Source organism: Nocardioides sp. (assembly GCF_035481145.1).
In the GTDB taxonomy this organism is placed as follows: domain Bacteria; phylum Actinomycetota; class Actinomycetes; order Propionibacteriales; family Nocardioidaceae; genus Nocardioides.
In genome coordinates this window covers 1-25,012 of the sequence record NZ_DATIHB010000055.1, presented here as the reverse complement: position 1 = coordinate 25,012, position 25,012 = coordinate 1, and the positions used below count along the sequence as shown (strand labels likewise).

Annotated in this window: 24 protein-coding genes; 17 read left to right on the top strand and 7 right to left on the bottom strand. The window is 70.6% G+C overall.

Annotation, left to right across the window (positions count from 1 at the left end):
• Positions 1-102: 102 nt before the first annotated feature.
• Together VLF38_RS04500 and VLF38_RS04495 are read right to left on the bottom strand one after the other, a co-directional pair.
• Positions 103-792: an aspartate/glutamate racemase family protein gene (locus tag VLF38_RS04500; RefSeq protein ID WP_325270087.1), complete on the bottom strand. Its 690-nt coding sequence runs from the start codon at positions 790-792 to the stop codon at positions 103-105.
• 24 nt (positions 793-816) lie between these two features.
• Positions 817-2,655 (bottom strand): choice-of-anchor D domain-containing protein, encoded by a 1,839-nt coding sequence (locus VLF38_RS04495; RefSeq protein WP_325270086.1) that lies wholly within the window; start codon positions 2,653-2,655, stop codon positions 817-819.
• A 111-nt stretch (positions 2,656-2,766) separates the two neighbouring features.
• Between VLF38_RS04495 and VLF38_RS04490 the strand changes: the two genes are divergently transcribed.
• From VLF38_RS04490 to VLF38_RS04475, 4 genes are all read left to right on the top strand, one after another.
• On the top strand, positions 2,767-5,406 hold the full coding sequence (locus tag VLF38_RS04490) for an AMP-binding protein (protein ID WP_325270085.1): 2,640 nt from the start codon (positions 2,767-2,769) through the stop codon (positions 5,404-5,406).
• Positions 5,407-5,417: 11 nt separating this feature from the next.
• Entirely contained in the window at positions 5,418-6,263 is an 846-nt protein-coding gene (purU, locus tag VLF38_RS04485; protein WP_325270084.1) for a formyltetrahydrofolate deformylase, read from the top strand.
• A 197-nt stretch (positions 6,264-6,460) separates the two neighbouring features.
• On the top strand, positions 6,461-7,717 hold the full coding sequence (gene mshA / locus VLF38_RS04480) for a D-inositol-3-phosphate glycosyltransferase (protein WP_325270083.1): 1,257 nt from the start codon (positions 6,461-6,463) through the stop codon (positions 7,715-7,717).
• Positions 7,714-8,301, top strand: coding sequence for a YbjN domain-containing protein (locus tag VLF38_RS04475; protein ID WP_414689363.1), 588 nt, complete (start codon positions 7,714-7,716; stop codon positions 8,299-8,301). The genes mshA and VLF38_RS04475 overlap by 4 nt, the downstream gene beginning before the upstream one ends.
• A gap of 75 nt (positions 8,302-8,376) precedes the next feature.
• Here VLF38_RS04475 and VLF38_RS04470 read toward each other — a convergent pair whose 3' ends face one another.
• Genes VLF38_RS04470 through VLF38_RS04455 form a run of 4 tightly spaced genes read right to left on the bottom strand, consistent with a single transcriptional unit; the run spans position 8,377 to position 12,504 of the window.
• Positions 8,377-9,585 carry a CoA transferase gene (locus tag VLF38_RS04470; protein ID WP_325270082.1) on the bottom strand — a complete coding sequence of 403 codons (1,209 nt, stop codon included), beginning with the start codon at positions 9,583-9,585 and terminating at the stop codon, positions 8,377-8,379.
• Positions 9,582-10,436, bottom strand: coding sequence for a 3-hydroxyacyl-CoA dehydrogenase family protein (locus tag VLF38_RS04465; RefSeq protein ID WP_325270081.1), 855 nt, complete (start codon positions 10,434-10,436; stop codon positions 9,582-9,584). Before VLF38_RS04465 ends, VLF38_RS04470 begins: the two co-directional genes overlap by 4 nt.
• Positions 10,433-11,356 (bottom strand): hypothetical protein, encoded by a 924-nt coding sequence (locus VLF38_RS04460; RefSeq protein ID WP_325270080.1) that lies wholly within the window; start codon positions 11,354-11,356, stop codon positions 10,433-10,435. Before VLF38_RS04460 ends, VLF38_RS04465 begins: the two co-directional genes overlap by 4 nt.
• A complete protein-coding gene (locus tag VLF38_RS04455; protein WP_325270079.1) occupies positions 11,353-12,504 on the bottom strand; it encodes an acyl-CoA dehydrogenase family protein in 1,152 nt (383 codons plus the stop codon). The genes VLF38_RS04460 and VLF38_RS04455 overlap by 4 nt, the downstream gene beginning before the upstream one ends.
• A 281-nt stretch (positions 12,505-12,785) precedes the next feature.
• Between VLF38_RS04455 and VLF38_RS04450 the strand changes: the two genes are divergently transcribed.
• From VLF38_RS04450 to VLF38_RS04410, 9 genes are all read left to right on the top strand, one after another.
• Entirely contained in the window at positions 12,786-13,379 is a 594-nt protein-coding gene (locus VLF38_RS04450; protein WP_325270078.1) for a QsdR family transcriptional regulator, read from the top strand.
• 33 nt (positions 13,380-13,412) lie between these two features.
• Positions 13,413-14,177 (top strand): SDR family NAD(P)-dependent oxidoreductase, encoded by a 765-nt coding sequence (locus VLF38_RS04445; RefSeq protein ID WP_325270077.1) that lies wholly within the window; start codon positions 13,413-13,415, stop codon positions 14,175-14,177.
• A gap of 58 nt (positions 14,178-14,235) precedes the next feature.
• The gene (locus VLF38_RS04440) at positions 14,236-15,732 is read left to right on the top strand and encodes a long-chain fatty acid--CoA ligase (RefSeq protein ID WP_325270076.1); all 1,497 of its coding nucleotides are present in this window, start codon (positions 14,236-14,238) and stop codon (positions 15,730-15,732) included.
• Positions 15,729-16,553 (top strand): ABC transporter ATP-binding protein, encoded by an 825-nt coding sequence (locus VLF38_RS04435; protein WP_325270075.1) that lies wholly within the window; start codon positions 15,729-15,731, stop codon positions 16,551-16,553. Before VLF38_RS04440 ends, VLF38_RS04435 begins: the two co-directional genes overlap by 4 nt.
• A complete protein-coding gene (locus VLF38_RS04430; protein ID WP_325270074.1) occupies positions 16,550-17,272 on the top strand; it encodes an ABC transporter ATP-binding protein in 723 nt (240 codons plus the stop codon). The genes VLF38_RS04435 and VLF38_RS04430 overlap by 4 nt, the downstream gene beginning before the upstream one ends.
• A gap of 9 nt (positions 17,273-17,281) precedes the next feature.
• Complete coding sequence (locus tag VLF38_RS04425) at positions 17,282-18,163, top strand: branched-chain amino acid ABC transporter permease (RefSeq protein WP_325270073.1); 882 nt, start codon at positions 17,282-17,284, stop codon at positions 18,161-18,163.
• Positions 18,163-19,188, top strand: a complete 1,026-nt coding sequence (locus VLF38_RS04420; RefSeq protein WP_325270072.1) for a branched-chain amino acid ABC transporter permease — start codon at positions 18,163-18,165, stop codon at positions 19,186-19,188. Before VLF38_RS04425 ends, VLF38_RS04420 begins: the two co-directional genes overlap by 1 nt.
• Entirely contained in the window at positions 19,188-20,495 is a 1,308-nt protein-coding gene (locus tag VLF38_RS04415; protein ID WP_325270071.1) for an ABC transporter substrate-binding protein, read from the top strand. Before VLF38_RS04420 ends, VLF38_RS04415 begins: the two co-directional genes overlap by 1 nt.
• A 120-nt stretch (positions 20,496-20,615) precedes the next feature.
• The gene (locus VLF38_RS04410) at positions 20,616-21,239 is read left to right on the top strand and encodes a TetR/AcrR family transcriptional regulator (protein ID WP_325270070.1); all 624 of its coding nucleotides are present in this window, start codon (positions 20,616-20,618) and stop codon (positions 21,237-21,239) included.
• Positions 21,240-21,247: 8 nt separating this feature from the next.
• Here VLF38_RS04410 and VLF38_RS04405 read toward each other — a convergent pair whose 3' ends face one another.
• On the bottom strand, positions 21,248-21,847 hold the full coding sequence (locus tag VLF38_RS04405; protein WP_325270069.1) for a TetR/AcrR family transcriptional regulator: 600 nt from the start codon (positions 21,845-21,847) through the stop codon (positions 21,248-21,250).
• A 102-nt stretch (positions 21,848-21,949) separates the two neighbouring features.
• Here VLF38_RS04405 and VLF38_RS04400 point away from each other — a divergent pair, with 102 nt between their 5' ends.
• The 4 genes from VLF38_RS04400 to VLF38_RS04385 form a co-directional block, all read left to right on the top strand.
• Positions 21,950-23,167 (top strand): acetyl-CoA C-acetyltransferase, encoded by a 1,218-nt coding sequence (locus VLF38_RS04400; RefSeq protein ID WP_325270068.1) that lies wholly within the window; start codon positions 21,950-21,952, stop codon positions 23,165-23,167.
• Between the two features lie 12 nt (positions 23,168-23,179).
• On the top strand, positions 23,180-23,938 hold the full coding sequence (locus VLF38_RS04395) for an SDR family oxidoreductase (RefSeq protein ID WP_325270067.1): 759 nt from the start codon (positions 23,180-23,182) through the stop codon (positions 23,936-23,938).
• Positions 23,935-24,726, top strand: coding sequence for an SDR family oxidoreductase (locus VLF38_RS04390; protein ID WP_325270066.1), 792 nt, complete (start codon positions 23,935-23,937; stop codon positions 24,724-24,726). The genes VLF38_RS04395 and VLF38_RS04390 overlap by 4 nt, the downstream gene beginning before the upstream one ends.
• The coding region (locus VLF38_RS04385) for an alcohol dehydrogenase catalytic domain-containing protein (RefSeq protein ID WP_325270065.1) at positions 24,723-25,012 on the top strand (290 nt) is incomplete at its 3' end. The genes VLF38_RS04390 and VLF38_RS04385, both read left to right, overlap by 4 nt.

Below are 25,012 nucleotides of genomic sequence, written 5' to 3'. Positions count from 1 at the left end.
GGCTCTGCCGAGGCGATTGAAGGCAGCAGCGCAGCTGCAGGCCTGACCACAAGCCCCACCTCGACTGACCACAAGCCCCACCTCGGCGGGGAGGCCACGGAGTCAGGCGAGGGCGCGGTCGAGCGCGGCGCCGACGTGCAGCGTGGTGCCGGGGAAGACGGGGACATCGACGTCGGACTGCTTCACGAGCAGCTCGAGCTCGGTGCAACCGAGGATGACGCCGCCGGCGCCCTGCTCCCACAGGCTGTCGATGAGCTTGACGGCCCGCTTGCGCGAGGAGTCGACGACCTTGCCGTGGACCAGCTCGTCGTAGATGACGCGGTTGATCTCCTCGTGGTGCTCCGCCGAGGGCACGATCACCTCGAGGCCGTGGGAGGCGATGCGATCGGTGAAGAACGTGCGCGACATCGCGAAGGTGGTGCCGATCAGGGCGACCTTCTCGATGCCCTGGTCCTTGACCGCCGACGCCACGACGTCACCCAGGTGGAGAAGCGGGATGTCGACTGCGTCCGAGACCTGCTCGGCCACGCGGTGGAACGTCGTCGTGCAGAGCATCAGGAAGTCGGCGCCAGCGGCCTCGACGCCGCGCGCGGCGTTGGCCAGGATCGCGGCGACGTCGTCCCAGCGCTCTTCTTCCTGGAGGGCCGTCAGCTCGGCGAACTCGACCGACGCCATCACCGTCTTGGCCGAGTGCAGGCCGCCCAGGCGTGACTCCACGCCCGTGTTGAGCAGCTTGTAGTACTCCGCGCTGGACTCCCAGCTCATGCCACCGACAAGACCGATCGTCTGCATGCGGGGGAGTCTGCCAGATCCTCGCTACTGGGTGATCCGGAACCTCACCCACGGACCCGCCTGCGCCGCGCTCACGATGTCCCCGCGCCAGATCGGCCGCATGCGCAACCGGTGCCCCGCCTGCCACGTGCCGTTGAGCCAGTCGCGACGGGCTGTGCTGGTGGCGTCGAGGCGGTCCAGGCAGTCGGAGAGCTCGATGCGCCGCCAGCTGCCGTTCACGAGCCGCTGCAGCTCGAAGTCGATGCAGTCGCCGGCATGGTTGGGTGCCACCGTGGCGCGGTCCCAGATCCGTCCCGTGTGGTCGTGAACGAGGTACCACCCGTCACGGCGGTCGTAGGCACCCACGATCGCGTGCGTGACACGGGCGCGCACCGCAACCGTGCGGGTGCCCTCCACATGGTCGGGGGTGCTCGCGGAGACCGCGCGGAAGGTCGTTCGGCGGCGCAGCGATGGCACCGCGAAGAGGGCGCGGCCCGTGGAGTCGACGGTCGCCGTGCCGACGTACGACTCCGCGCCGCCGAGGGGGCGCTGGTAGAGCCGGACCCGGCGGTATGGCGTGTCGTTGGTGACGCGGACGGCGACCCGCGCAGCCGCGTTGTGGGTGTACGTCGTGGCGTCGGTGCCGACCGTGAGCCGGGGCGGCAGGGGAGGGGGTGCGACCGAGGCGTGCCAGGCAACCGTGCCGTAGAGCCACCCCGAGTCCTCGGTGCAGCGCCCCTTCCACGAGGCGCTCAGCCGCGCGAGGTCGCCCCAGCCGTCGAAGGCGATCTCGTGGACGGTGAACTCGCCGGTCGAGGTGTTGCATCCGCGGCTGTGTGCGGACATGTCGAGACCGGCATGCGTCTCGTCGGCGAAGCGCTGCGCGAGGCGGTACGTCGTGCCGGCGGCGAGCGTCTGGCCGACGGGTGCGGTGAGGTCGACACCCACCTCGCGGTCGATGTCGACGCGGACTCCTCCCGGCTCTCCGTCGGTCGTGAACATCGCGGGCGGCCGGTATGTCTCGTCGAGTCCGCGGCCGAGTGAGCTGTCGGGCTGGCTCCGTGTGCTCCAACGGGTCAGTCCGGCGATCCCGATGCCGGTGAGGGAGACCGTGTGCGTGCCGGCTGCGGTGTCCGCGGCCAGCGTCAGCCGGCCGGTGTGTGCGCCTGGCGCCGTCGGTCGGAACGCAACACCGACGGAGCAGCTGGTGCCCGCCGCCAGCGTGCCGCAGCTGCTGGAGACCAGACGGAAGCCGCTGCCGCTGACGGAGGCACCGGTGAGGTGAACGGTGCGCTCGCTCGTGTTCGCGACGCGGACCCGGTGCGTGTGCGTCGACAGCCCTGGATGGGTGTCGCGGAAGGTGAGCCGCTTGGCGGAGGTGAGGAGGTCGCTGTCGCCGGGGATGCCGACGCGGATCTCGCCGGTCGTCCAGGCGTTCCAGATGCCGCACCTGTGCTGCCAGGTCAGGTGGAGGCGGCCCGCGGCCGTGTCGATCAGGTGGATCCGGAAGCGCATGCGCTGCTCGTGGCAGCCGCTGCTGCCGAGGCTGAGGCTGACGCGGGCGCGCGTCGTCACCAGCGGGTCCTCCGCGGCGCTGTAGTCGCCGGGGACGAAGGTGGTGCCGGCCTGGGGCTGGAGGATCAGGGCGAACGCGTGCTCAGCGTCGCGTGGCTCCGTCCAGACCTGGATCTCCTCGCCCGCGATCCGGGACTGCACCTGCCCGAGGTCGCCCCGCCAGAAGAAGCTGGCGCCGCCGGTCCAGGTGTCAGGCTCGCCCCACATCGCCACCGTCGTGACCGAGGTCGAGGCCGCGGAGGCAGGCAGGGGGAGGGAGAAGCCCGCCCCCGCCAGCAGCAGGCACAAGGTGATGATGAGGCGGCGCACGGTTCTCCTTCGTCGGTGCGCGAAGTGTAAGGAGATCTGTCGCCTTCCTCCCACTTGCGCGTGACGCAGATCGCGGCGACTTTGGTAAGCCTTGCCTTCTAGAATTCGGACATGTCCGTCGTCCATCCCCTCGAGCGGTCGGCCGGTGAACGCCGCGTCGCACCGCTCGTGCGCATGCTCGCCGCCCACGGCGAGCGCGTCGCGTTGCGCGGAGAGGGAGCCGACGACGGCATCACGTACGCCGACCTGGCCGGCCGGGTCGCCACCTTCGCCGCCACCCTCGGCCCGGTCCGCCGCCTGGTGCTCCTCGAGGGCCGCAACGACACCGACACGCTCGTCGCCTGGCTCGGCTCGGTCGCGGCCGGCAGCCCCGTGCTCCTCACCGGCCCGGGCGCCGCGCGCGACGCCCTCGCCGCGGCGTACGACCCGGACGTGGTCTGGGACGGCCGCCTGCACACGCTGCGCGACACCAGCGCGCACGACCTCCACCCGGACCTCGCGCTGCTGCTCTCGACGAGCGGCAGCACCGGCAGCCCCAAGCTGGTCCGACTCAGCCACACCAACCTGCTCGCCAACGCCCGCGCGATCGCCGACTACCTGGGCATCCGCGACACCGACGTCGCCGCGACCACCCTCCCGATCCACTACTGCTACGGACTGAGCGTCGTGCACAGTCACCTCGTCGCGGGGGCCACCGTCCACCTGACCGGTCGCAGCGTGACCGAACCGGCGTTCTGGGAGGAGGCGCGCGCCACCGGGGTGACGACGTTCCCCGGCGTACCGCACACCTTCGAGATGCTCGACGCGCTCGGGTTCACCGGCGCGGAGCTGCCGACGCTGCGCTACCTGACCCAGGCCGGTGGCAAGCTCGCTCCCGACGCCGTACGCCGCCACGCAGCGCGCGGAGCGGCCAACGGCTGGGACCTCGTCGTCATGTACGGCGCGACCGAGGCCACCGCGCGCATGGCCTGGCTGCCTCCGCACCTCGCCGAGACCGCCGCCGAGACGATCGGCATCCCGATCCCGGGCGGCTCCCTCACCGTCGAGCCGCGGCCCGATCTGGAGAGCGATCCGGAGATCGGCGAGCTCGTCTACCGCGGTGACAACGTCATGCTCGGCTACGCCACGACGCCCGAGGAGCTGGCGCTGGGCCGCACGGTCCACGAACTGCGCACGGGCGACCTGGGCCGGCAGCGCGACGACGGCCTCTTCGAGGTGGTCGGTCGCTGCTCGCGGATCGCGAAGGTCTTCGGCCTCCGCGTCGACCTCGACCGGGTCGAGCGCTCCCTCCTTGCCGACGGGATCGTCGCAGCCGTTGCCGACGGCGGAGACGCCCTCGTCGTCGCGGTCGCCGCCGGGGCCGCAGCCGTCGACACCACGGCGGTGCGCGCGGCGGTGCGCGAGGTGACCGGCCTGCCGGCCGCAGGCGTCCGCGTCGTCACGCCCGCCGACCTCCCGCGGCTGCCCAACGGCAAGGTCGACTACCGCACGGTCGCCGCCTCGGGTGCCGCCACCGCGACGCGCGAAGTGCCTCGCAGCGTCAGCGGCCGCCACGTCGCCGCGATCTTCGGTGAGCTGCTCGGCAAGGCGGCCACCCCCGACCACTCCTTCCGCGCCCTCGGCGGCGACTCGCTCTCGTACGTCGAGGCGTCGCTCCGGCTCGAGCAGCTGCTCGGCACGCTGCCTGCCGACTGGACCGCCCGCACCGCGGCCGACCTCGCCGGCGCGGCGCTGCCGCACGCCACGCGTCTGCGCCGGGCTGCGCCGCCCCGGGGGCTGGCGCGCCTGCTCGGGGCGCGCCGTACGGTCGAGACCAGCGTGCTGCTGCGGGCCCTCGCGATCGTCAGCATCGTCGGCACCCACGCCAACCTCTTCGTGCTGCTCGGCGGCGCGCACACCCTCTTCGCCGTGCTCGGCTTCAACTTCGCGCGCTTCCACGCGGCCCTTCCGCGGGTCGAGCGCACGCGCGCCGTTGCACGCAGCCTGGCCAGGATCGTGCTGCCGGCCATGCTCGTCATCGGCGTCGTCGCGACCTACCACCAGGGCGTCACCTGGAAGCAGATCTTCCTGCTCAACTGGCTCACCGGGCCAGGGGAGTGGGAGAACCCGATGTGGCGCTACTGGTTCATCGAGGTGGCGGTCGTCCTCACCGCGGTCGCCACGCTCGTGCTCGCGGTGCCCGCGGTCTCGCGGGTGGCCCGACGACACCCGTTCGCGCTTCCTCTTGGCCTCGCTGTTGCCGGCCTGCTGCCGCGGTTCGCGCTGCGCACCACGGCGTACGACGCGGAGGAGGGGGGCTTCGACGTCGTCGAGCGCAGCCTGTCAGTCGGCCCGATGGGCATCGGGGGTGGCGACTTCCTCCACGAGCCGCACACGGTCTTCTGGCTCTTCGCGCTCGGCTGGGCGGCTGCAGGTGCGACCACGGTCGGCCAAAGGCTCCTGTTGACCGCACTCGCGGCGGTCGGCACCGTCGGCTTCTTCCTCGGCGAGCCCGGGCGCGAGGCCTACATCGTCCTCGGCATCGTCGCGCTGACCTGGGTGCGGCAGGTGCAGGTGCCCGACCGGGTGGCGCGGACGGCCGGCGTGCTCGCGTCGGCGTCCATGTGGATCTACCTCGTCCACTGGGAGGTCTACCCCCACCTCGAGCACCGGATCCCGCTGCTCGCCACTGTCCTTTCGCTCGCCGCGGGCGTCCTCGCGTGGCAGGCCTGGGGTCGCGCGGAGGCGGCATTCAAGCGGCGTACAGCATGATGGGGTCCGCCATGGACCGCTACGTGCTCACCCTTCGCTGCTCCGACCAGCCCGGCATCATCCGCGCCTTCGCCGAGGGCGTGGTGCAGGCGCAGGGCAACATCGTCGACAACAAGCAGTACTCCGACCCCGACACCGGCACGTTCATCATGCGCACGGAGTTCGACAGTCCCCTGGCGGACGTCGGTGCGGTGCGGAGCATCGTCGACGAGGCGCTCGCGGCGTACGACGTGACGATCACGCTGCGGCCCGCGGCGCAGCGGCGGCGGGTGCTGCTGATGGTGAGCAAGGCCGACCACTGCCTGCTCGACCTGCTCTACCGCTGGGAGAACGGCGAGCTTCCGGTCGACATCCCGGTGATCGTCTCCAATCACACGGACCTGCAGCCGATCGCGGAGCGCCATGGCATCCCGTTCGTGCACGTGCCGGTGACGCCCTCGAACAAGCCGGATGCCGAGGCGCGGCTGCTCGAGCTGGTCGAGGAGCACGACGTCGACTTCGTGGTGCTGGCCCGCTACATGCAGGTGCTCTCCGACGCGTTGTGCGCGCAGCTGTCGGGCCGGATCATCAACATCCACCACTCCTTCCTGCCCGGCTTCAAGGGTGCCCGGCCTTACCATCAGGCCCACGCGCGTGGCGTGAAGCTGATCGGCGCGACCGCGCACTACGTCACCGCGGACCTCGACGAGGGGCCGATCATCGAGCAGGACGTGACCCGCGTCGACCACGCCTGGACCGCCGAGCAGCTCGTCGCCCATGGCCGCGACGTCGAGCGGCTGGTGCTCTCGCGTGCGGTCGCCCGGCACGCCGAGGACCGGGTGCTCATGGTCGGCGTCCGCACCATCGTCTTCGCCTGACCACAAGCCCCACCTCGGCGCGCCACAAGCCCCACCTCGGCGCGCCACAAGCCCCACCTCGGCGCCGAAGGGGGAGTTGTGGTCACACGAGGTGGGAGTCGTGGTCGCGTGGGGAATGCGCGCAGGGGGTACGTGGTTGTCGCCGCTGGAGCCCTGGCACCTCGGACCCGGGCGCGCTGACGGCTGAAGGAGGACGCATGACCCGCATCGCGATGGTCAGCATGCACACCTCCCCCCTGGACCAGCCCGGCACGGGTGATGCGGGCGGCATGAACGTCTACGTCCTCGAGCTCTCCCGGCGCCTCGCCGAGCGGGGCATCGGCGTCGACATCTTCACGCGCGCCACCTCGAGCCGGGCCCCGCAGGTCGTCGAGGTCGGTGAGCGGATCCTGGTTCGCAACATCCACGCCGGCCCGTTCGAGGGACTCGGCAAGACCGAGCTCCCCGGCCAGATGTGCACCTTCGCTCGCGAGGTCCTCCGCGTCGAGGCCTCCGCGCGCCCCGGTCTCTACGCCGCCATCCACTCCCACTACTGGCTCTCCGGCCAGGTGGGGGCGCTCGCCCGCGACCGCTGGGGCGTGCCGCTGGTGCACTCGATGCACACGATGGCGAAGGTCAAGAACGAGTCGCTCGCCGAGGGCGACACCCCCGAGCCGGCCGCGCGCGTCATCGGTGAGGAGCAGGTGGTCGAGACCGCCGACGTGCTGATCGCCAACACCGACATCGAGGCCAAGCAGCTGATCAACCTGTACGACGCCGAGCCGGGCCGCGTCGAGGTCGTGCACCCCGGTGTCGATCTCCATCGCTTCCGCCCTGTCGAGAAGGCCGCTGCGCGCGAAGCCCTCGGTCTGCCGGTCGACGCGCACGTGCTGCTCTTCGCAGGCCGGATCCAGCCGCTGAAGGCCCCCGACGTGCTGCTGCGTGCCGTCGCGGTCCTTCTCGCCGAGTCGCCCGACTTGCGTTCCCGGCTCGTCGTGCCCGTCGTCGGTGGTCCGTCGGGCTCTGGCCTGGAGCATCCCACCGCCCTCGCCGACCTCGCGCGCGACCTCCGCATCGACGACGTGGTGCGGTTCGTGCCGCCGGTCAGCCAGCCAGACCTGGCCCTGTGGATGGCCGCCGCGACCCTCGTCGCCGTGCCGTCCTACAACGAGTCCTTCGGGCTCGTCGCGGTCGAGGCCCAGGCGACGGGGACCCCGGTCGTCGCCGCCGACGTCGGCGGGCTCCCGACCGTCGTACGGCAGGGGCACTCGGGCCTCCTCGTGGCCACCCACGAGCCGCGCGACTGGGCAGGAGCCCTGCGCCGGATCATCGAGGATCCTGTCCTCGAGCTGAACCTCGCGATCGGTGCGCGTGAGCAGGCGCGACACTTCTCGTGGGAACACACCGCGGACCGCACGCTCGAGGTCTACGAGCAGGCGGCCCGCCTGATGCGTGAGGAGCTGGCTGTCGGATGACGTCATCTGCGGACCTGCCCGAGAACCTGCCGAACGATCTGCCCGCTGACCTGCCCGCCGAGCCGGTGGATGACTTCGCCGGGCTGGCGAACCAGATCCCCGAGGAGGCCGCAGCCGTCGTGCGGGCCTGGCTCGACGACAGCGGCCTGGACTACGACGAGAAGGTCCCCGGACAGCTCTCCTTCGCGCTGCCCGGCGAGAAGAAGCTGCAGACGCCGGTCCGCCTCGACCTCGGCCCGCACGCGCTCGGCATTCACGCCTTCGTCTGCCGCAATCCCGACGAGAACCATGTCGGCGTCTACCGCTGGCTGCTGGAGAAGAACCTTCGCCTGTACGCCGTCGCGTTCGCCGTCGACAAGGACGGCGACATCTACCTCGACGCGCGCCTGCCGCTGAGCAGCGTGACGACCGAGGACCTCGACCGGATCCTCGGCACCGTGCTCAACGTCGCCGACAACTCCTTCAACACGCTCCTCGACCTCGGCTTCGCCACGTCGATCCGCAAGGAGTGGGAGTGGCGTCTCTCGCACGGGGAGTCGACGAAGAACCTCGAGGCGTTCCAGCACCTGCGCCCCGACGCCTGACCCGCGAGGCCGTACGCCGCCTCCTCGGCCGCCACGCCGGGCGTCACGCAGCCTGAGCCCTCGCGCGCGCCGTCGTCAGGCGATGACGCCTGCCTCCCGCAGTGCTGCGATCCGGTCGGCGTCGTAGCCCAGCCCAGCCAGCACCTCGTCGCTGTGCTGGCCGATCGCCGGCGGCATCCGGGGCGGCACCGGCGCAGCGTCGGCCACCCGGAACGGAGCGGCCACGGCGCCGACGCGGTCGTCCTCAGCGAAGGAGAGCGCGAGCTCGTTGGCGAGCATCTGCTCGTCGTCGGCGATGTCGGCGGGCGTGGCGATGATGTCGAAGACGATGCCGTTCTCGGCGAGCACCTTCTCCCAGTGCGCGCGCTGGCGCGTGCCGAAGGCCTCGTCGAGCGCCGCGATCAGCGCGTGGGCGTTGCGCAACCGGTCCGCCCGGGTCAGGAACCGCTCGTCGGCGAGCAGGTCCTCGCGCTCGAGGCACCGGACGAGCACCGGCCAGTGCCGGTCCTCGTTGAGGATGGTCAGCAGCAGCCAGGTGCCGTCCGCCGCCTGGTAGTGGCAGCTCAGCGCGTTGAAGAGCTCCTCACGCGCCGGTCGCGGGATGAACTCCGCGCCGCACAGCGACGCGCTCGCGAGGTAGGAGTTGGCCCACAGGCCGTTGGCGTGGAGCGAGGAGGAGACCAGCGTCCCGCGCCCGGTCAGCTCGCGCTGGTAGAGCGCGGTCACGATGGCGGCGTAGAGCGTCATCGCCGAGGGGTGGTCGCCCTGGCCGACGACCGCGCGCGCCGGGGTCGCGGCGTACGAGTTGCGGACCTGGTCCATCATCCCCGAGCGCGCCCAGTACGACGTGGCGTCGAAGCCCGGCTTCGCCGCCTCGGCGCCACGTTCGCCGTAGCCGGTGAAGGAGGCGTAGACGAGCCGTTCGTTGAGGGCGGCGAGGGTGGCGTGGTCGATCCGCAGCTTCTCGCGGACCCGCAGCGGGTAGTTGGTGACGAACACGTCGGCCGTGGCCACGAGCTCGTGGAGCACCTGCTGGCCCTCCGGGGTGCCCAGGTCGAGCGCCAGGCCGCGCTTGCTGCGGTTGTCCTGGATCCAGGCGTAGTCGTGCTCGCTGACCGGGTTGCCCGGGATCTTCGGCAGCTGGCGGTAGGGGTCGCCGGAGCCGGGCGGCTCGATCTTGACGACGTCGGCGCCGAGGTCGGCGAGCAGCGTCGTCGACGCCGGCGCCGCGATGTAGCTGCCGCAGTCGATGACCTTCAGGCCGGCGAACAGGGGCTTGGTCATGCCTGACCTCCGTAGTCGTAGAAGCCGCGACCCGTCTTCATTCCGAGCCGGCCCTCGGCCAGGTAGCTCCGCAGCAGCTCGCGCGGGCTCTCGGGGACACCGTCGCGATGGGCTGCGTAGTTCTCCTCGATGTCGAGCACGACGTCGAGTCCGACCCGGTCCATCTTCCGGAACGGGCCGTCCTTCTGGCCGGTGACCTCGACGTAGAGGGCGTCGACGTCCGCGGGCGTCGCGACCCCCTCGGCGACCACCATCAGCGCCTCGCGCTTGATGGCGGCCCAGATCCGGTTGTAGATGAACCCGCGTGACTCGACCTGCGCGACGTAGGGCGACAGGCCGAACCGGGGCAGGGCGCCGCGGAGCCGCTCGATGACCTCGGGGTCGGTCCTGCCGCACGACATCAGCTCGCAGGCGCGGGCGCCCGGCGGCATGAAGAAGTGGAGGTTGACCACACGCTCCGGCCGCGTGACCTCGGCGATGACCTCGCTCGAGGGGTACGACGAGGAGTTGGTCGCCAGGATCGCGTCGGCCGGGGCGAGCTGGTCGAGCTGAGCGAAGACCGGGATCTTGACGTCCAGCCGCTCGGGCAGCGACTCGACGACGAGCCACGCGCCCGCGACCGCTGCAGCCAGGTCGTCGGTGAGCTCCACCTCGGCAGCCGAGCTCCCCGGGACGGAGGCGAGGACCGCCGGCAGCTCCCGCTCGACGTACGCCGCCGCGGCAGCGCGCTGGCCGGCATCCAGGTCGCAGACCCGGACGACACCGCCGCCGGTCGCGAACATCAGGGCGATGCGGCGGCCGAGCGTGCCGGCACCGATGACCGCAATCGGGCGGTCGGTCACGATGGTCATGCAGGCAGGTCCTTCCGGGTGCCGGCGAGGCCGGTCAGGGGTTCGCCGAGGTCGGCCAAGACGCGCTCCGCCGCTGACGAGCCGGGCAGTGGAACGACGCGGATCGTGCCCGCGAGGTCGGTGACGTAGGCGAGGCCGGCCGCCTTGTCGACGGCGAGGCCGATTGCCTCGCCAAAGCCGCCGGCGAGAACCTCGGGGTCGGCCCCGGCGTCTCCCGGGGCGGGGAGGGGAGCGCGGTTGAGGGTGTTCCCGGCCGGGGGAGCGCCGCGGTCGGTCCAGTAGAGGTAGCCGTCATGGACCTCGAGGTCGATCGGCTCGGGCAGGTCGTCCCAGAGCACCTCGTGCTCACCGTCCGGAGCGGCGCTGATCCGGGTGCGCAGGATGCGCCCCGCATCGCCGTCACTCGGCCCCTTCTGGGTCCAGTAGAGGTGGTCGCCCTCGACCGCGACGCCGACGCACCAGTCGGCGACGCCGCCGCTGCCGTCGTTGACGACCAGGTCGGACATGCCGGTGCCGTCGGTGCGCACGCGGCTCACCTTCATCCCCTCGCGGTCGCCCCAGTAGAGCCACTCGCCGGCCAGCGCCAGCTGCTTGCCCGTGGTGATCCCGCCGGCGGGCACGACGTCGACGGTCTCGCCGCTGGAGAGGTCGACGGCGTGGACCCCGCCGTTGCGCGCGGTGTAGTCGAGCGACCGCTCACGGTCGCCTGCGTCGAGGAGCGCCTGGTCGACGACGGTCGGCTTGCCCATCGTCGTCCAGTAGACGCGGTCGGACACGACGACCCCGTCGGGAGCCGGACCCGTGTGGTCGACGAACGTGCTGACGGCACCCGTCTCCACGTCGACCTCCAGGATCCGCCGTGAGCGGATCCCGAGCACGTAGAGCGTGTCGAACGGCGTCCCGACGGGACCGGAGGTCACAGACCCATGTCCTTGGCGATGATCGTCTTCATCACCTCGGTGGTTCCGCCGTAGATCCGGTTGACCCGGTTGTCGGCGTAGAGCCGGGCGATGGGGTACTCGTTGATGAAGCCGTAGCCGCCGTGGAGCTGGAGACAGCGGTCGATGACGCGGTGTGCGACCTCGGTGCAGAAGACCTTGGCCGACGCGGCCTCGGCCGGCGTCAGCTCGCCGGCGTCGAGCGCCTCGAGGGCACGGTCGGCGACCGCCTGGGCGGCGTCGACCTCGGCCTTGCAGGCGGCCAGCTCGAACTTGGTGTTCTGGAAGGACGCGACGGTCTTGCCGAAGATCGTGCGCTGCTGGACGTATTCCTGGGCGAAGCGGATCGCCGCCGCGGCCTGCGCGTAGGCGCCGTGCGCGATGCCCCAGCGCTCCGACGGCAGGTTGCGGCCGAGGTAGGAGAAGCCCTGGTTCTCCTCGCCGAGGAGGTCCTCGACCGGGACCCGGACGTCCTCGAACGAGAGCTCGGCGGTGTCGGAGGTGCGTAGGCCGAGCTTGTCGAGCTTGCGGCCGACCGTGTAGCCCTCGGAGTGGGTGTTGACCGCGAAGAGGGAGATGCCGAAGCGGCGGTCGTTCTCCTGCGGCGGGCTGGTGCGGGCGCAGACGATGACGCGGTCGGCGTGGACGCCGCCGGTGATGAAGGTCTTCGCGCCGTTGAGCACGTAGTGGTCGCCGTCGCGCTTCGCGGTGGTGCGCATGCCGGCGACGTCCGAGCCGGCACCGGGCTCGGTCATCGCGAGCGCCCACATCTCCTCGCCGGAGACGAAGTTCGGGAAGTAGCGCTTCTTCTGCTCCTCGGTGGCCAGCATCTTCAGGTAGGGGAGGGCGAGCAGGACGTGCACGCCGGAGCCGCCGAACGAGACACCCGCGCGCGAGGTCTCTTCGTACTGGATCGCGGTGAACTTGTGGCTGTCGATCCCGGCGCCGCCGTACTCCTCGGGGACCTCGATGCCGAAGAGGCCGAGCTCGGCGAGCTTGCCGTAGAGCTCACGGGGCACGATGCCGGCGTCGAACCACTCGTCGTAGTGGGGCACGACCTCGGCCTCGATGAAGGCCCGGAGGGTCTGGCGGAAGGACTCGTGGTCCTCGTCGTAGACGGTGCGGCGCATGGCGATCCTTTCCGTCCGGGCGAGTCGCCCGGGAAACAGGTGTGAGACATCAGCAGGTTTAGCACCACCGATGAAACATTCGCAAGAGTGTTGCATTGAGGTGACGTGGACCACTACGGTCCTCCCCATGAGAGGCACGTCACACATCCGACGATGGTCGGCCGCTGCGTTCCCCGGTCCTAGGATCGGGGCCGCTCAGCCCGCCGACCCGTCGTGGCTGTTCTCGGGGGACCGACGCGTGTCCGCCCCGGCGTGCCGCCTCGGGAGCAGGAAGGAGTGTCATGAGCCAGACGCCCTTGGCGAGGATGCTCGCGGACGGCGAGCATCGACCCGACGCGCTCGCGGCCTTCAAGCTGGCGCGCCGGCGCTTCATGGCGGGCGAGCGCCTCGAGATGCAGGAGATCGCGAGCGACCTGGGAGTCAGCCGGGCGACGCTCTTCCGGTGGGTGGGCTCCCGCGACGAGCTGCTGGTGGAGATCGTCTGGTCGACCACGCTGCCGACCTACCAGCGTGCCCTCGAGGCGACGTCCTCGCAGTCGGGCGGTGCGCGGGTGGCGGAGGTCATGAGCCATTTCGCCGCGCTCACCGTCGAGTCGCCCTTCTTCATGGACTTCGTCCAGCGGGAGCCGGAGCGTTCGCTGCGCCTCCTCACGACGAAGGCGAGCTGGTTCCAGGCGCGCCTGGTCGGCCTCATCGAGGGTCTCCTGCGCGCGGAGGTCGAGTCCGGGGCGCTCACGCCGCCGCTGGCCGTGCACGACCTGGCGTACGTCGTCACCCGGATCACGGAGACCTTCATCTACGCGGACGTCGTGGCCGGGGAGCTGCCCGACCCAGCGAAGGTGCGGCAGATCGTGGGAGCGCTGCTCCGCGACTGACCACCGGCGCCCTCCGGAAGGGAGGGCGCTGAAATGGCTGTCCTCGACCACTTCCGTCTGGACGGCCGGGTCGCGGTCGTCACCGGTGGGTCCAGCGGGCTCGGCGTGAGCTTCGCGGTCGCGCTGGCCGAGGCGGGCGCCGACGTCGCGCTGGGTGCCCGGCGCACCGAGAAGCTCGCCGACACCGTCGCGAAGGTCGAGGCGCTCGGACGCCGCGCCGTCGCCGTGCGCACCGACGTCACCCGCCCCGAGGACTGCCAGGCCCTCGTCGACGGTGCGATGGAGGCCTTCGGCCGCGTCGACGTCCTGGTCAACAACGCCGGCGTCGGCACCGCCGTACCCGCGACGCGGGAGACGCCGGAGCAGTTCCGCTCGGTAATCGACTTGAACCTCAACGCGTGCTACTGGATGGCCCAGGCCTGCGGCCGGGTGATGCAGCCGGGCAGTTCGATCATCAACATCAGCAGCGTCCTCGGCCTCACCACCATGGGCCTGCCGCAGGCGGCATACGCGGCGAGCAAGGCCGGCGTCATCGGCCTGACGCGCGACCTCGCGCAGCAGTGGACCCCGCGCAAGGGGATCCGCGTCAACGCCATCGCACCGGGCTACTTCGCCTCGGAGATGACCGACGTCTTCGAGGACGACTACGTCGAGCGCACGGTCCTGCCCCGCACCCTGACCGGGCGGCTCGGCAACCACGACGAGCTCGCGGCGGCACTGCTCTTCCTCGCCAGCGACGCCGGCGGCTACTGCACGGGCATCACCCTGCCGGTCGACGGCGGAATCCTCAGCACCTGACCGACCCACCCCTGACCGACCCACCCCTGACCGTCCGCACCGTCTCCGGAGGAGCGACATGACCAACCTGGCAGAGAACCTTGCCGTCACCGCGGCGAAGCATCCCGACCAGCCGGCCCTGCGCCTGGGCGACTGCACCCTGACGTACGCCGAGTTCGACGACCTCGCCAGCCGGGCTGCGTCGCGGATGGCGAGCATGGGAATCCGCGAGGGCGACCGGGTCGGGCTGATGCTGCCCAACGTCCTCGAGTTCCCCGTGCTCTTCTACGGCGCCCTGCGGCTGGGCGCGATCGTCGTACCGATGAACCCGCTGCTCAAGGGTCGCGAGGTCGCGCACTACACCCGTGACTCCGAGATGGTGTTGCTCTGGGCGCACCCGGTGATCGCTGAGGAGGACACCGCGGAAGCGGCCAACGGCTGCCGCGTCGAGGTGGTGCCCGCGGACCTGCTCACGAGCCTGGTGGCCGACGAGCCGATCGCGACCGGCGCCGCCAAGGAGGGCTCCGACACCGCCGTCGTCCTCTACACCTCGGGCACGACGGGCACCCCGAAGGGTGCCGAGCTCACGCACGGCGGCCTGGACCGCAATGTCCGCGTCTGCAGCGAGGAGCTGATGACGATCGGCCCCGGCGACGTGATCATGGGCTGCCTCCCGCTCTTCCACGTCTTCGGACTCACCTGCGCCCTCAACTCGGGCGTCGCGGCGGGAGCGATGCTGACGCTGATCCCGCGCTTCGAGCCGACGCTCGTACTCGAGACGATGGCGCGCGACAAGGTGACGATCTTCATGGGCGTCCCGACGATGTACACCGCGCTCGCAGGTGTCCCCGAGGCCCATCCGGACGCGGTCGCCCAGCTGCGGCTCTGCTCCTCCGGTGGTGCCGCGCTCCCGGGCGAAGTGCTGCGGGCGTTCGAGGAGAAGTTCGGCGCCAAGGTCCTCGAGGGCTACGGGCTCTCCGAGACCTCTCCCGTCGCCAGCTTCAACCGCGTCGACAACGCCCGCGTCGGCTCGATCGGCACTCCCATCCCCGGCGTCGAGTTCCGGATCGTCGGCGACGACGGGACGGATGTCCCGGTCGGCGAGCCCGGTGAGATCTGGATCCGCGGCCACAACGTCATGAAGGGCTACTGGAACCGGCCCGAGGCGACCGCGGAGGCGATCGACGCCGACGGCTGGTTCAAGAGCGGCGACATCGGCACCGTCGACGAGGACGGCTTCTACTACGTCGTCGACCGCAAGAAGGAGCTGATCATCCGCGGCGGCTTCAACGTCTACCCGCGCGAGATCGAGGAGGTCCTCTACGAGCACCCGGCCGTGCGTGAGGCAGCGGTCGTCGGCCTGCCCCACGTCACCCACGGTGAGGAGGTCGGAGCGGCCGTCTCGCTCGTGCCCGGCAGCGACACCAGCCCGGACCAGATCCGCGACTGGGTCAAGGAGCGGGTCGCGCCGTACAAGTACCCGCGGGTGGTGTGGTTCCTCGACGACCTGCCCAAGGGAGCCACCGGGAAGATCCTGAAGCGCGCGATCGAGAAGCCCGTGGGGGTCGAGTCATGAGCGGCCTCGTCGTCAACGACATCGGCGTCCGGTTCGGTGGCCTGGTGGCACTGGAGAGCGTGTCCTTCGAGGTCCCGGAGGCGACGGTCACCGGGGTGATCGGTCCGAACGGTGCCGGCAAGACCACGCTGTTCAACGTGATCAGCGGCTTCGTCAAGCCGACCAACGGATCGCTGATGTGGGAGGGCAAGCCCTTCCAGCCGAGGCCGGACCGGCTGGTGCGACAGGGCGTGACCCGCACGCTCCAGGGGGTCGGCCTCTTCAGCCACCTGACCGCGCTCGAGAACGTCATGGTCGGTGCGGCCATCACGCGCAAGGCAGGGTTGACCAGCTCGCTGTTCGGTCTGCCCCGCAGCGATCGTGACGAGGCCCGGCTCCGGGCAGAGGCACTGGAGTGGCTCGAGCGACTCGGCGTCGCCCACGTCTCCGGGCGCGTGGCCGCGACCCTGGCCTATCCGGTGCAGAAGCGCGTTGCCCTGGCACGCGCCCTGATCAGCCGACCGCGCCTCCTCATGCTCGACGAGCCGGCCGGCGGCCTCGGCGCCGAAGACCTCGGGCCCCTGGCCGACCTGATCAAGGCGCTGCCCCGGGAGTGGGACACCCCGTGCTCGGTGATGCTCGTGGAGCACCACATGGACCTGGTGATGAAGGTCTGCGACAAGGTCGTCGTCCTCGACTTCGGCAAGTGCGTCGCCCAGGGCACGCCCACCGAAGTGCAGGCCGACCCCGCGGTCGCCGCGGCGTACCTGGGTGCGGCGCCGTCCGCAACGTCCGACATCGCTGCGGAAGCCGCCGCACTGAACGAGGAGGTCGGTCAGTGACCGCGCTGCTCGAAGTCAACGGACTGCAGGCCGGCTATGGCCGCCTCCAGGTTCTCCATGACGTCTCCCTCGACGTCGCCGAAGGCACCATCACCGCAGTGCTGGGCGCGAATGGTGCCGGCAAGTCGACGCTGCTCAAGGCGCTGTCCGGCCTCGTCCGTCCGACCGGGGGCACGGTGACCTTCGACGGCGAGGAGATCGTCGGCGTACCGGTCGAGAGCCTGATCCACCGCGGTTTCGCGGCCGTGCCGGAAGGCGGCGGGGTCATCCAGGAGCTGACCGTCGAGGAGAACCTCCGCCTCGGGGGGCTGTGGCGCAAGGGCTCCGCCGCCAAGGAGACTGCGACCGCGATCGACGAGGTCTACGACCTCTTCACCCGGCTCAAGGAGCGCCGCACCTCGCACGGCCACCAGCTCTCCGGCGGCGAGCGGCAGATGCTCGCGCTCGGTCGGGCCATGGTGGCGCGTCCCAGGCTGTTGCTCCTCGACGAGCCGTCGCTGGGCCTCGCGCCGCCGATCGTCTCGCTGATCATGGGCCTGCTGCGCAACCTGCGCGACCAGACAGGGCTCACCGTTCTTCTCGTCGAGCAGAACGTCGGCAGCGCGCTCGGCATCGCTGACGAAGGCGTCGTCGTCTCCGTCGGCAAGGTGGTGGCGCGCGGGCATGCGGCCGACCTCCAGTCCGACGTCAAGCTCCGGCACGCCTACCTGGGCTTCTAGGAGGAACTCATGGAACGCTTCATCCTCTTCACGGTGAACGGGTTCGCGTTCGGCGCGGTCTACGCCTCGGTGGCGCTCGCGCTGGTGATCATCTACCGCAGCACCCGGATCCTGAACTTCGCCCAAGGAGCCCAGGCAGTGGCCTCGGCGTACGTCGCGTGGACGGTGACCGACCTCACCGGTTCCTTCTGGCTCGGTTTCGCCGCCGCACTCGTCAGCGGCCTCGTCCTCGGTGCGCTGGTGCAGCTCACCGTCTTCCGCACGGGCGAGCACATGCCGCACCTCAACACGGTGATCATCGGCATCGGTCTGCTGATCCTGATCGAAGCAGTGCTGGGCTGGCTGTACTCGATCGAGAAGACGCGCTCGATCGAGTACGCGTTCAGTGACAGGAAGATGCGCATCGGTGACGTGCCGCTGGTCTCCCAGCAGGACCTCTTCGTCGTCGGGTCGGTGCTCGCCGTGATGGCCGTCCTCGGTTACGTGATGACCCGGACGCCGATCGGTCTGCAGATGCGAGCGGCGGCCTTTGCACCCGACACCGCCCGGCTGATGGGCGTCAAGGTGCCCCGCATGCTGACACTGGGCTGGGCGCTGGCCGGCCTGACCGGTGCGGTCGCCGCGATGCTGGTCATCCCGACCTCGGCCGAGTTGGTCCCGCAGGTGATGCAGGGCGTCTTCGTGCTCGGGTTCACCGCCGCTGTCGTGGGTGGCCTCGACAGCCCGGTGGGCGCTGTGGTCGGTGGCCTCGGTGTCGGCCTGGCCCTGTCCTACACGAGCGGTTACCTGAGCGCCGACCTGCTCTACCCGGCGGCGCTCGTGCTGCTGATCGTCGTTCTGCTGGTCAAGCCACAGGGGCTGTTCAGCGCAGTGCAGGCGAGGAGGGTCTGATGAAGGATCTGCTGGGAGCCTCCTGGGCTCGACACCTTGCGTACGCCGCGATCTTCGCGGCCATCAGCGTGGCGCTGGTCTTCGCCGTCGACGACTTCACCGCGACGCAGGTCGGCACCCTCGGCGCCTACATCTGTGTGGCTCTCGGCCTGACGGTGCTGATCGGCGGCAACGGCCAGATCTCGCTCGGCCACGCCGCGCTCATGGCGATCGGCGCCTACACGATGGCGAAGTTCCTGCCGGCGTACGCCGACGACTTCGGCATGGCGTCCATCCCCATGGTCGTCGTCGGTCTGCTGCTTGCGACCGTGGTCACCACCGCCGTCGGCATCGTCATCGGCCTCGCAGCGGCCCGCCTGCGAGGCCCCTATCTCGCCGGCGCCACACTCGCGCTCGGCGTCTCGGTGCCCGGAGTGGTCACCTACTTCCACCACACGTTCAACGGAGAGCAGGGCCTCCCGATCCCGGTGCCCGAGGTGCCGCCGTTCCTCGCGGACATGGCGTGGGGCATCGACCGCCTCGTCGCGCTGATCGCGATGCTGGCGGCTGCGCTGATGATCTTCTTCTTCGCCAACCTCAAGCGCTCAGGCACCGGTCGCCACTTCGCCGCGGTGCGCGACAACGAGATCGCCGCCCAGCTGTGCGGGCTCTCGGTGCCACGGCAGCAGATCACGGCGTTCGCGCTCAGCTCCGCTTCGGCGGGCCTGGGCGGTGGCTGCCTGGGCCTCGCGTTGCAGGGCGCGAATCCCCACTCGTTCGGTCTGGTGCTCTCGCTCACCCTGCTCGGCGCCGTGGTCATCGGCGGCCTGGGCAGTCTGCGGGGCGCCATCTGGGGCAGCGTCATCGTGGTCGCCCTCTCCAAGTTCCTCGCTGACCTGGAGGTCAACGAGAACGCACCGGCCGCCCTCTACGGCCTGTTGCTGATAGTCGTGATGCTCGCCGTCCCCGGTGGCATCCAGGGAACGGTGGCCAAGCTCAGCGGCCGCCTGCCCCGTCGTACCCCCCAATTGCAAGGAGGCAACTGATGAACGGATCCATCGGGACGCGGCGCACCAACGGTCGCGGACGTCGCAGGGCGGGAGTCGCGGCGGCTGCCGCGCTCGCACTCATGGCCGCAGGCTGTGGCTCCGACGGTGGGGGCGACAAGGAGGGCAGCGCGCCGGGCGTCACTGACGACAGCATCAAGCTGGGCACCACCCAGCCGCTCACCGGGCCGGCGGCTCCCGGCTACGCCCGGATCAGCAAGGCGATGACTGCCTGGTTCGAGCACGTCAACGAGCAGGGTGGCATCAACGGACGCACGATCGACCTCGTCGTCGAGGACGACGGCTACAACCCGACGAACACGGCTTCCAAGACCCGCCAGCTCGTGCTGCAGGACAAGGTCTTCGCGCTCGTCGGTGCGCTCGGCACCCCGACGCACACCGCGGTGCTCGACTTCATCCGGCAGAACAAGATTCCGGACCTGATGGTCTCCTCGGGCAGCCTCTCGTGGAACCAGCCAGACAAGTACCCCTACACGTTCGGCTGGCAGGTCGACTACGAGCGCGAGGGCAAGATCCTCGCGACGTACGCCAAGGAGAAGCTGGCTGGCAAGACCTACTGCTCGTTCGGCCAGGGCGACGACCTCGGGGCCGATGGCGTGAAGGGAGTCGAGGCGATCCTCGGCGAGGACGGGCTGAAGGCGAAGGAGTCCTACACGGCCAGCAACACCAACGTCGCCCCGGCGATCGGCAAGCTCCAGGCCGCCGGCTGCGACGTGGTCTTCAGCTTCAGCATCCCGGGCTTCACCGCCCTCGCCGTGGGCACCGCAGCCAAGCTGGGCTACAAGGCACAGTGGGTGGTCTCCAACGTCGGTGGCGACCCGAGCGCTCTCCAGGCCTACCTCAAGGAGAACGCCAAGCCGCTCCTGGAGGGCATGATCTCGAGCGAGTACTTCGCATCGCCCGACGACACGGAGAACAGCTTCATCAAGCTGTTCGAGGAGGTCAACAAGAAGTACAACCCGGGCATGCCGCTGGACCGCACTCTCGTCTACGGCTACTCGCTCGCGTACACCGCCACCCAGGCGCTCGCGGCGGCCGGTGAGGACCTCACGCGCGAGTCTCTCGTCGAGGCGATGGAGAAGGGTGGCTTCGAGGGGCCGGGACTGACGCCGTTCGGCTACTCCGAGGACGACCACTCCGGCTACACCGGTGCCGTCGTCACGCAGATCAAGGACCTCAAGGTCAGCCACGTCAGCCCGGTCTATGTCACCGGTCACGGCGACGACCCGGTGGAGGAGCATGAGGCTGAGCCGGTCGAGGCGCCGGCCAACGGCATCCCCGAGTGACGGAACCGCACCACGGCGAGGGGGCTCCGGACGCGTCCGGAGCCCCCTTTGCTCGGTTGGTTCCCTGATTCCGCCGAGCCGGTGGTTAGGGTGGGCCGACCTCACTCAGGAGCCGCGCCCATGACCGCAGAAGCCAGTCGTCGCCTCGGTCGCCCGCCGACGACCGTCAACGGGCAGACCGTTCCCGAGCGCCTGGTCGAGGTCGCCCTGCGGCTCTTCGCGGAGAGGGGCTTCGAGAGCACCTCGGTCCAGGACATCGTGGCTGCGGCGGGCGTCACCAAGGGCGCGATGTACCACTACTTCGGCTCCAAGGACGACCTGCTGGCCGAGATCTACGCGCGGGTGCTGCGCCTGCAGCTGGAGCGCTTGACCTCCTTCGTCCAGCAGGACGGGCCGGTCGCCGAGCGGGTGTTCGCCGCAGCGGCCGATGTGGTCGTCACCACGATCGAGCACCTCGACAGCACGACGGTCTTCTTCCGGTCGCTCCACCAGCTGAGTGCCGACCAGGCGAGGGAGGTGCGCCGGGAACGCCGGCGCTACCACGACCTCTTCCGGGGCATGGTCCTCGAAGGCCAGCGATCCGGCGCCTTCCGTGACGACATCCATGCCGATCTCGTCGTGGACTTCTTCTTCGGCTCGGTCCATCACCTTCCGATGTGGTGGAGGGTCGAGGGGCGCTCGTCGCCCGTCGAGGTGGGCCACTCGTTCGCAACCCTGCTGCTCGACGGTCTCACGCGTCCCTGAGCAAGCGGTCAGCCGACGGAAGCGCCGACGATGCGCAGGGCCATCGCGGCGTACGCGGCTCCGAGCTCCTCAGGAGCCAGGCTGAGGTCGTCGCGGTACCAGCGCGCGATGTCGATGCCGAGGGAGAGCAGGGCGGTTGCGGTGAGCCGCGGATCCGGACAGTCGAAGCTGCCGTCGGCGATGCCGCGCTCGACCAAGGAGCGCAGCTCGGCGCTGATCTGCCGACGGAGCTCACGGATGGCGCCGGCGTTCTCCGGACTGAGCGCGGCCAGCTCGTAGTTGACGACCCGGGCACCTGCGTGGGTGCGGGCATGGTGGACAGCGAAGTCGCGGACGGCGGCCCCGAGCTGGTCGGCGGGGGCATCGTGCGCTGCGACCGCATCGCGCACGAGCGCCAAGGTCAGTTCGTGGCCGGTGCGGGCGATCTGGTCGAGCAGCTCTTCCTTGGAGCGGTAGTGCACGTAAACCGCCGCCGGGCTCATGCCCGCAGCCGCCGCGATGTCGCGGGTGCTGGTGCCGTGGAAGCCGCGCTCGGCGAAGGCCGTGACCGCAGCGTCGAGGAGGCGCTGGCGGGTGTCGCCCGGCCGCGTCGTGGGTGTCCCCGTCATCGTTCCTCCGAAATTCTGCCGGACCGTTGACGGTCCGGAGCCACTGGTGCAGAGTAGGCCCCACGTTACTAAGCAACTGCTTAGTCTGGAAGAGGAGAGCAGATGCCCGATGCAGTCATCGTCTCGACGGCCCGGTCCCCGATCGGCCGCGCAGTCAAGGGGTCCCTCAAGGACATGCGTCCCGACGAGCTGACCGCCCAGATGGTCGAAGCCGCGCTCGCGAAGGTCCCCGGCCTGGACCGCTCCGAGATCACCGACCTGATCCTGGGCTGCGGCCAGCCGGCCGGTGAGTCGGGCAACAACCTGGGCCGCGCCGTGGCTGTGCTCGGCGGCATGGACCACCTCCCGGGCGTGACCGTCAACCGCTACTGCTCCTCGTCGCTGCAGACCACCCGCATGGCGTTCCACGCGATCCGGGCCGGCGAGGGCAGCGCCTACATCTCCGCGGGTGTCGAGACGGTCAGTCGGTTCGCCAACGGCTTCGCCGACAACCCCGAGGGCCAGAACGCACGGTTCGCCGACGCCCAGGCGGTGACCGAGAAGCGTGCGAGCGGTGATGCCGATGCCTGGACCGACCCGCGTGAGCGCGGGGACCTGCCCGACCTCTACATCGCGATGGGCCAGACCGCGGAGAACGTCCAGCAGGCCATCGGCATGAGCCGCCAGGAGCAGGACGAGTTCGCCGTCCGCAGCCAGAACCTCGCCGTCCAGCGGATCGAGGAGGGCTTCTGGGCCCGCGAGATCGCCCCGGTCACCCTCCCGGACGGCACGGTCGTCTCCTCCGACGACGGCCCGCGCCCCGGCACGACGTACGAGGCGCTCTCCGGCCTCAAGCCGGTCTTCCGCCCCGACGGCACGGTCACCGCCGGCAACGCCTGTCCGCTGAACGACGGCGCCGCGGCGCTCGTGGTCATGTCGGATGTCCGCGCCCGCGAGCTCGGCCTCACCCCGCTGGCCCGCATCGTCTCCACGGCGGTCACCGGCCTCTCCCCGGAGATCATGGGCCTCGGCCCCGTCGCCGCCATCCCTGCCGCGCTCAAGCAGGCCGGTCTCGGCATCGACGACATCGACCTCTACGAGATCAACGAGGCGTTCGCCGTCCAGTCGCTCGGCTCCGCCCAGCAGCTCGGCATCCCGCTGGAGAAGCTCAACGTCAACGGTGGCGCGATCGCCATCGGCCACCCCTTCGGCATGACCGGCGCGCGCATCACCGCCACCCTCATCAACTCCCTGCAGTGGCACGACAAGCAGTTCGGTGTCGAGTCCATGTGCGTCGGCGGCGGCATGGGCATGGCCATGGTCATCGAGCGACTGAACTGAGAGGTTGACCACATGAGCAAGCGATTCGACGGCAAGACCGCCCTCGTCACCGGAGCCAGCCGCGGCATCGGCCTGGCCATCGCCGAGCGCCTCGTCGCCGAGGGCGCCCGGGTCGTCATCACGGCCCGCAAGAAGGAGGCGCTCGACGAAGCCGTCGCGGCGCTCGGAGGGCCGACCGTGGCGCTGGGTGTCGCCGGCAAGGCCGACGACCTCGAGCACCAGGTGGACACCGTCCGCCAGGCGATCGAGACCTTCGGAAGCCTCGACGTCCTGGTCAACAACACCGGCATCAATCCGGCGTACGGCCCGCTGGTCGACCTCGACCTGGGCGCCGCGCGCAAGACCGTCGAGGTCAACTGCATCGCGGCCGTCTCGTGGGTGCAGCAGGCCTGGCGCGCATGGATGAAGGAGAACGGTGGCACGATCCTCAACGTCTCCTCGTTCTCGGCCGTCCGCCCGGCGCCCGGCATCGGCTTCTACGGCGCGAGCAAGGCGATGCTCGCCTCGCTGACCGAGCTGATGGCCGTCGAGATGGCCCCCTCCGTCCGCGTCAACGCCGTCGCCCCCGCGGTCGTCAAGACCCGCTTCGCGGAGAAGCTGTACGACGGTCGCGAGGACTCCGTCGCGGCGGGCTACCCGCTCCAGCGACTCGGGGTGCCGGAGGACATCGGCAGCCTGGCCGCCTTCCTCCTCTCCGACGAGGCGGCGTGGATCACCGGCCAGATGGTCGTCGCCGACGGCGGCCTCGCGCTCGCCGGAGCCATCGAGTGACCGCGCTGCCGGTCGAGGGCACCGGTGTCGTCGTCACCGGCGCCGCCGGTGGCATCGGCAAGGCGCTGGCCGCTCGCCTCGTGGCGGGTGGAGCGCGCGTGGTCGTCAACGACATCGACGCCGAGCGTCTCGCCGCCACCGCGGCCGAGATCGGTGCCCACGCCATCGCCGGTGACGGCGCCTCGGAGGCCGGCATCGCCGCGCTCGTCGCCGCGGCCGAGGAGCACCTCGGGCAGATCGACAGCTGGTTCGCCAACGCCGGTGTCGTCCGCGGCCTCGGTCTCGAGGCGAGCGAGGCCGAGTGGGCCTCCAGCTGGGAGATCAACACGATGGCGCACGTGCGCGCCGCCCGTCTGCTCGTCCCGGGCTGGATCGAGAGGGGCGGCGGTCGATTCGTCGTCACCGCATCGGCCGCCGGCCTGCTGACGGCGCTGGGCACGGCGACGTACTCGGTCACCAAGCACGGAGCCGTGGCCTTCGCGGAGTGGCTCTCGGCCACCTACCGCCACCAGGGCCTCGTCGTCCAGGCGATCTGCCCGCAGGGAGTCGACACGGCGATGCTCGCCAACAGCGGCCCCATGCGCGGACTGCTCACCGCTGACGGTGCGCGGACCCCGGAGGAGGTCGCCGAGGTCACCTGGGAGGCGCTGCAGGACGACCGGTTCCTGATTCTCCCGCACCCCGAAGCCGGTCCGTACTACCAGGCCCGCGCCACCGACACCGACCGGTGGCTGGGCGGGATGAACAAGCTCCAGCGGATGCTGGACGCCGAGGAGGCAGTGCGATGAAGGCATGGCAGGTCAGCGAGCTCGGCGAGCCCGCGAAGGTGATGCAGCTGGTCGAGCTGCCCGACCCCGAGCCGGGGCCGCGGCAGGTCGTCGTACGCGTGCTGGCGTCGCCGGCGAACTTCCCCGACGCGCTCATGTGCCGGGGGCTCTACCAGGTCAAGCCGGACCTCCCGTTCACCCCGGGCGTCGAGCTCTGCGGCGAGATCGTCGCGCTCGGTCCCGACGTCAGCGGTTTCGCCGTGGGCGACCGGGTGGTCGGCGCCGGCGTGATGCCGCACGGCGGCTT

Bases quoted from the DNA above. Each gene is read 5' to 3' on its own strand.
- VLF38_RS04500 (WP_325270087.1), bottom strand. From the start codon at position 792: ATGCAGACGATCGGTCTTGTCGGTGGCATGAGCTGGGAGTCCAGCGCG.
- VLF38_RS04490 (WP_325270085.1), top strand. From the start codon at position 2,767: ATGTCCGTCGTCCATCCCCTCGAGCGGTCGGCCGGTGAACGCCGCGTC.
- purU (WP_325270084.1), top strand. From the start codon at position 5,418: ATGGACCGCTACGTGCTCACCCTTCGCTGCTCCGACCAGCCCGGCATC.
- mshA (WP_325270083.1), top strand. From the start codon at position 6,461: ATGACCCGCATCGCGATGGTCAGCATGCACACCTCCCCCCTGGACCAG.
- VLF38_RS04475 (WP_414689363.1), top strand. From the start codon at position 7,714: ATGACGTCATCTGCGGACCTGCCCGAGAACCTGCCGAACGATCTGCCC.
- VLF38_RS04470 (WP_325270082.1), bottom strand. From the start codon at position 9,585: ATGACCAAGCCCCTGTTCGCCGGCCTGAAGGTCATCGACTGCGGCAGC.
- VLF38_RS04465 (WP_325270081.1), bottom strand. From the start codon at position 10,436: ATGACCATCGTGACCGACCGCCCGATTGCGGTCATCGGTGCCGGCACG.
- VLF38_RS04455 (WP_325270079.1), bottom strand. From the start codon at position 12,504: ATGCGCCGCACCGTCTACGACGAGGACCACGAGTCCTTCCGCCAGACC.
- VLF38_RS04450 (WP_325270078.1), top strand. From the start codon at position 12,786: ATGAGCCAGACGCCCTTGGCGAGGATGCTCGCGGACGGCGAGCATCGA.
- VLF38_RS04445 (WP_325270077.1), top strand. From the start codon at position 13,413: ATGGCTGTCCTCGACCACTTCCGTCTGGACGGCCGGGTCGCGGTCGTC.
- VLF38_RS04440 (WP_325270076.1), top strand. From the start codon at position 14,236: ATGACCAACCTGGCAGAGAACCTTGCCGTCACCGCGGCGAAGCATCCC.
- VLF38_RS04435 (WP_325270075.1), top strand. From the start codon at position 15,729: ATGAGCGGCCTCGTCGTCAACGACATCGGCGTCCGGTTCGGTGGCCTG.
- VLF38_RS04425 (WP_325270073.1), top strand. From the start codon at position 17,282: ATGGAACGCTTCATCCTCTTCACGGTGAACGGGTTCGCGTTCGGCGCG.
- VLF38_RS04420 (WP_325270072.1), top strand. From the start codon at position 18,163: ATGAAGGATCTGCTGGGAGCCTCCTGGGCTCGACACCTTGCGTACGCC.
- VLF38_RS04415 (WP_325270071.1), top strand. From the start codon at position 19,188: ATGAACGGATCCATCGGGACGCGGCGCACCAACGGTCGCGGACGTCGC.
- VLF38_RS04410 (WP_325270070.1), top strand. From the start codon at position 20,616: ATGACCGCAGAAGCCAGTCGTCGCCTCGGTCGCCCGCCGACGACCGTC.
- VLF38_RS04405 (WP_325270069.1), bottom strand. From the start codon at position 21,847: ATGACGGGGACACCCACGACGCGGCCGGGCGACACCCGCCAGCGCCTC.
- VLF38_RS04400 (WP_325270068.1), top strand. From the start codon at position 21,950: ATGCCCGATGCAGTCATCGTCTCGACGGCCCGGTCCCCGATCGGCCGC.
- VLF38_RS04395 (WP_325270067.1), top strand. From the start codon at position 23,180: ATGAGCAAGCGATTCGACGGCAAGACCGCCCTCGTCACCGGAGCCAGC.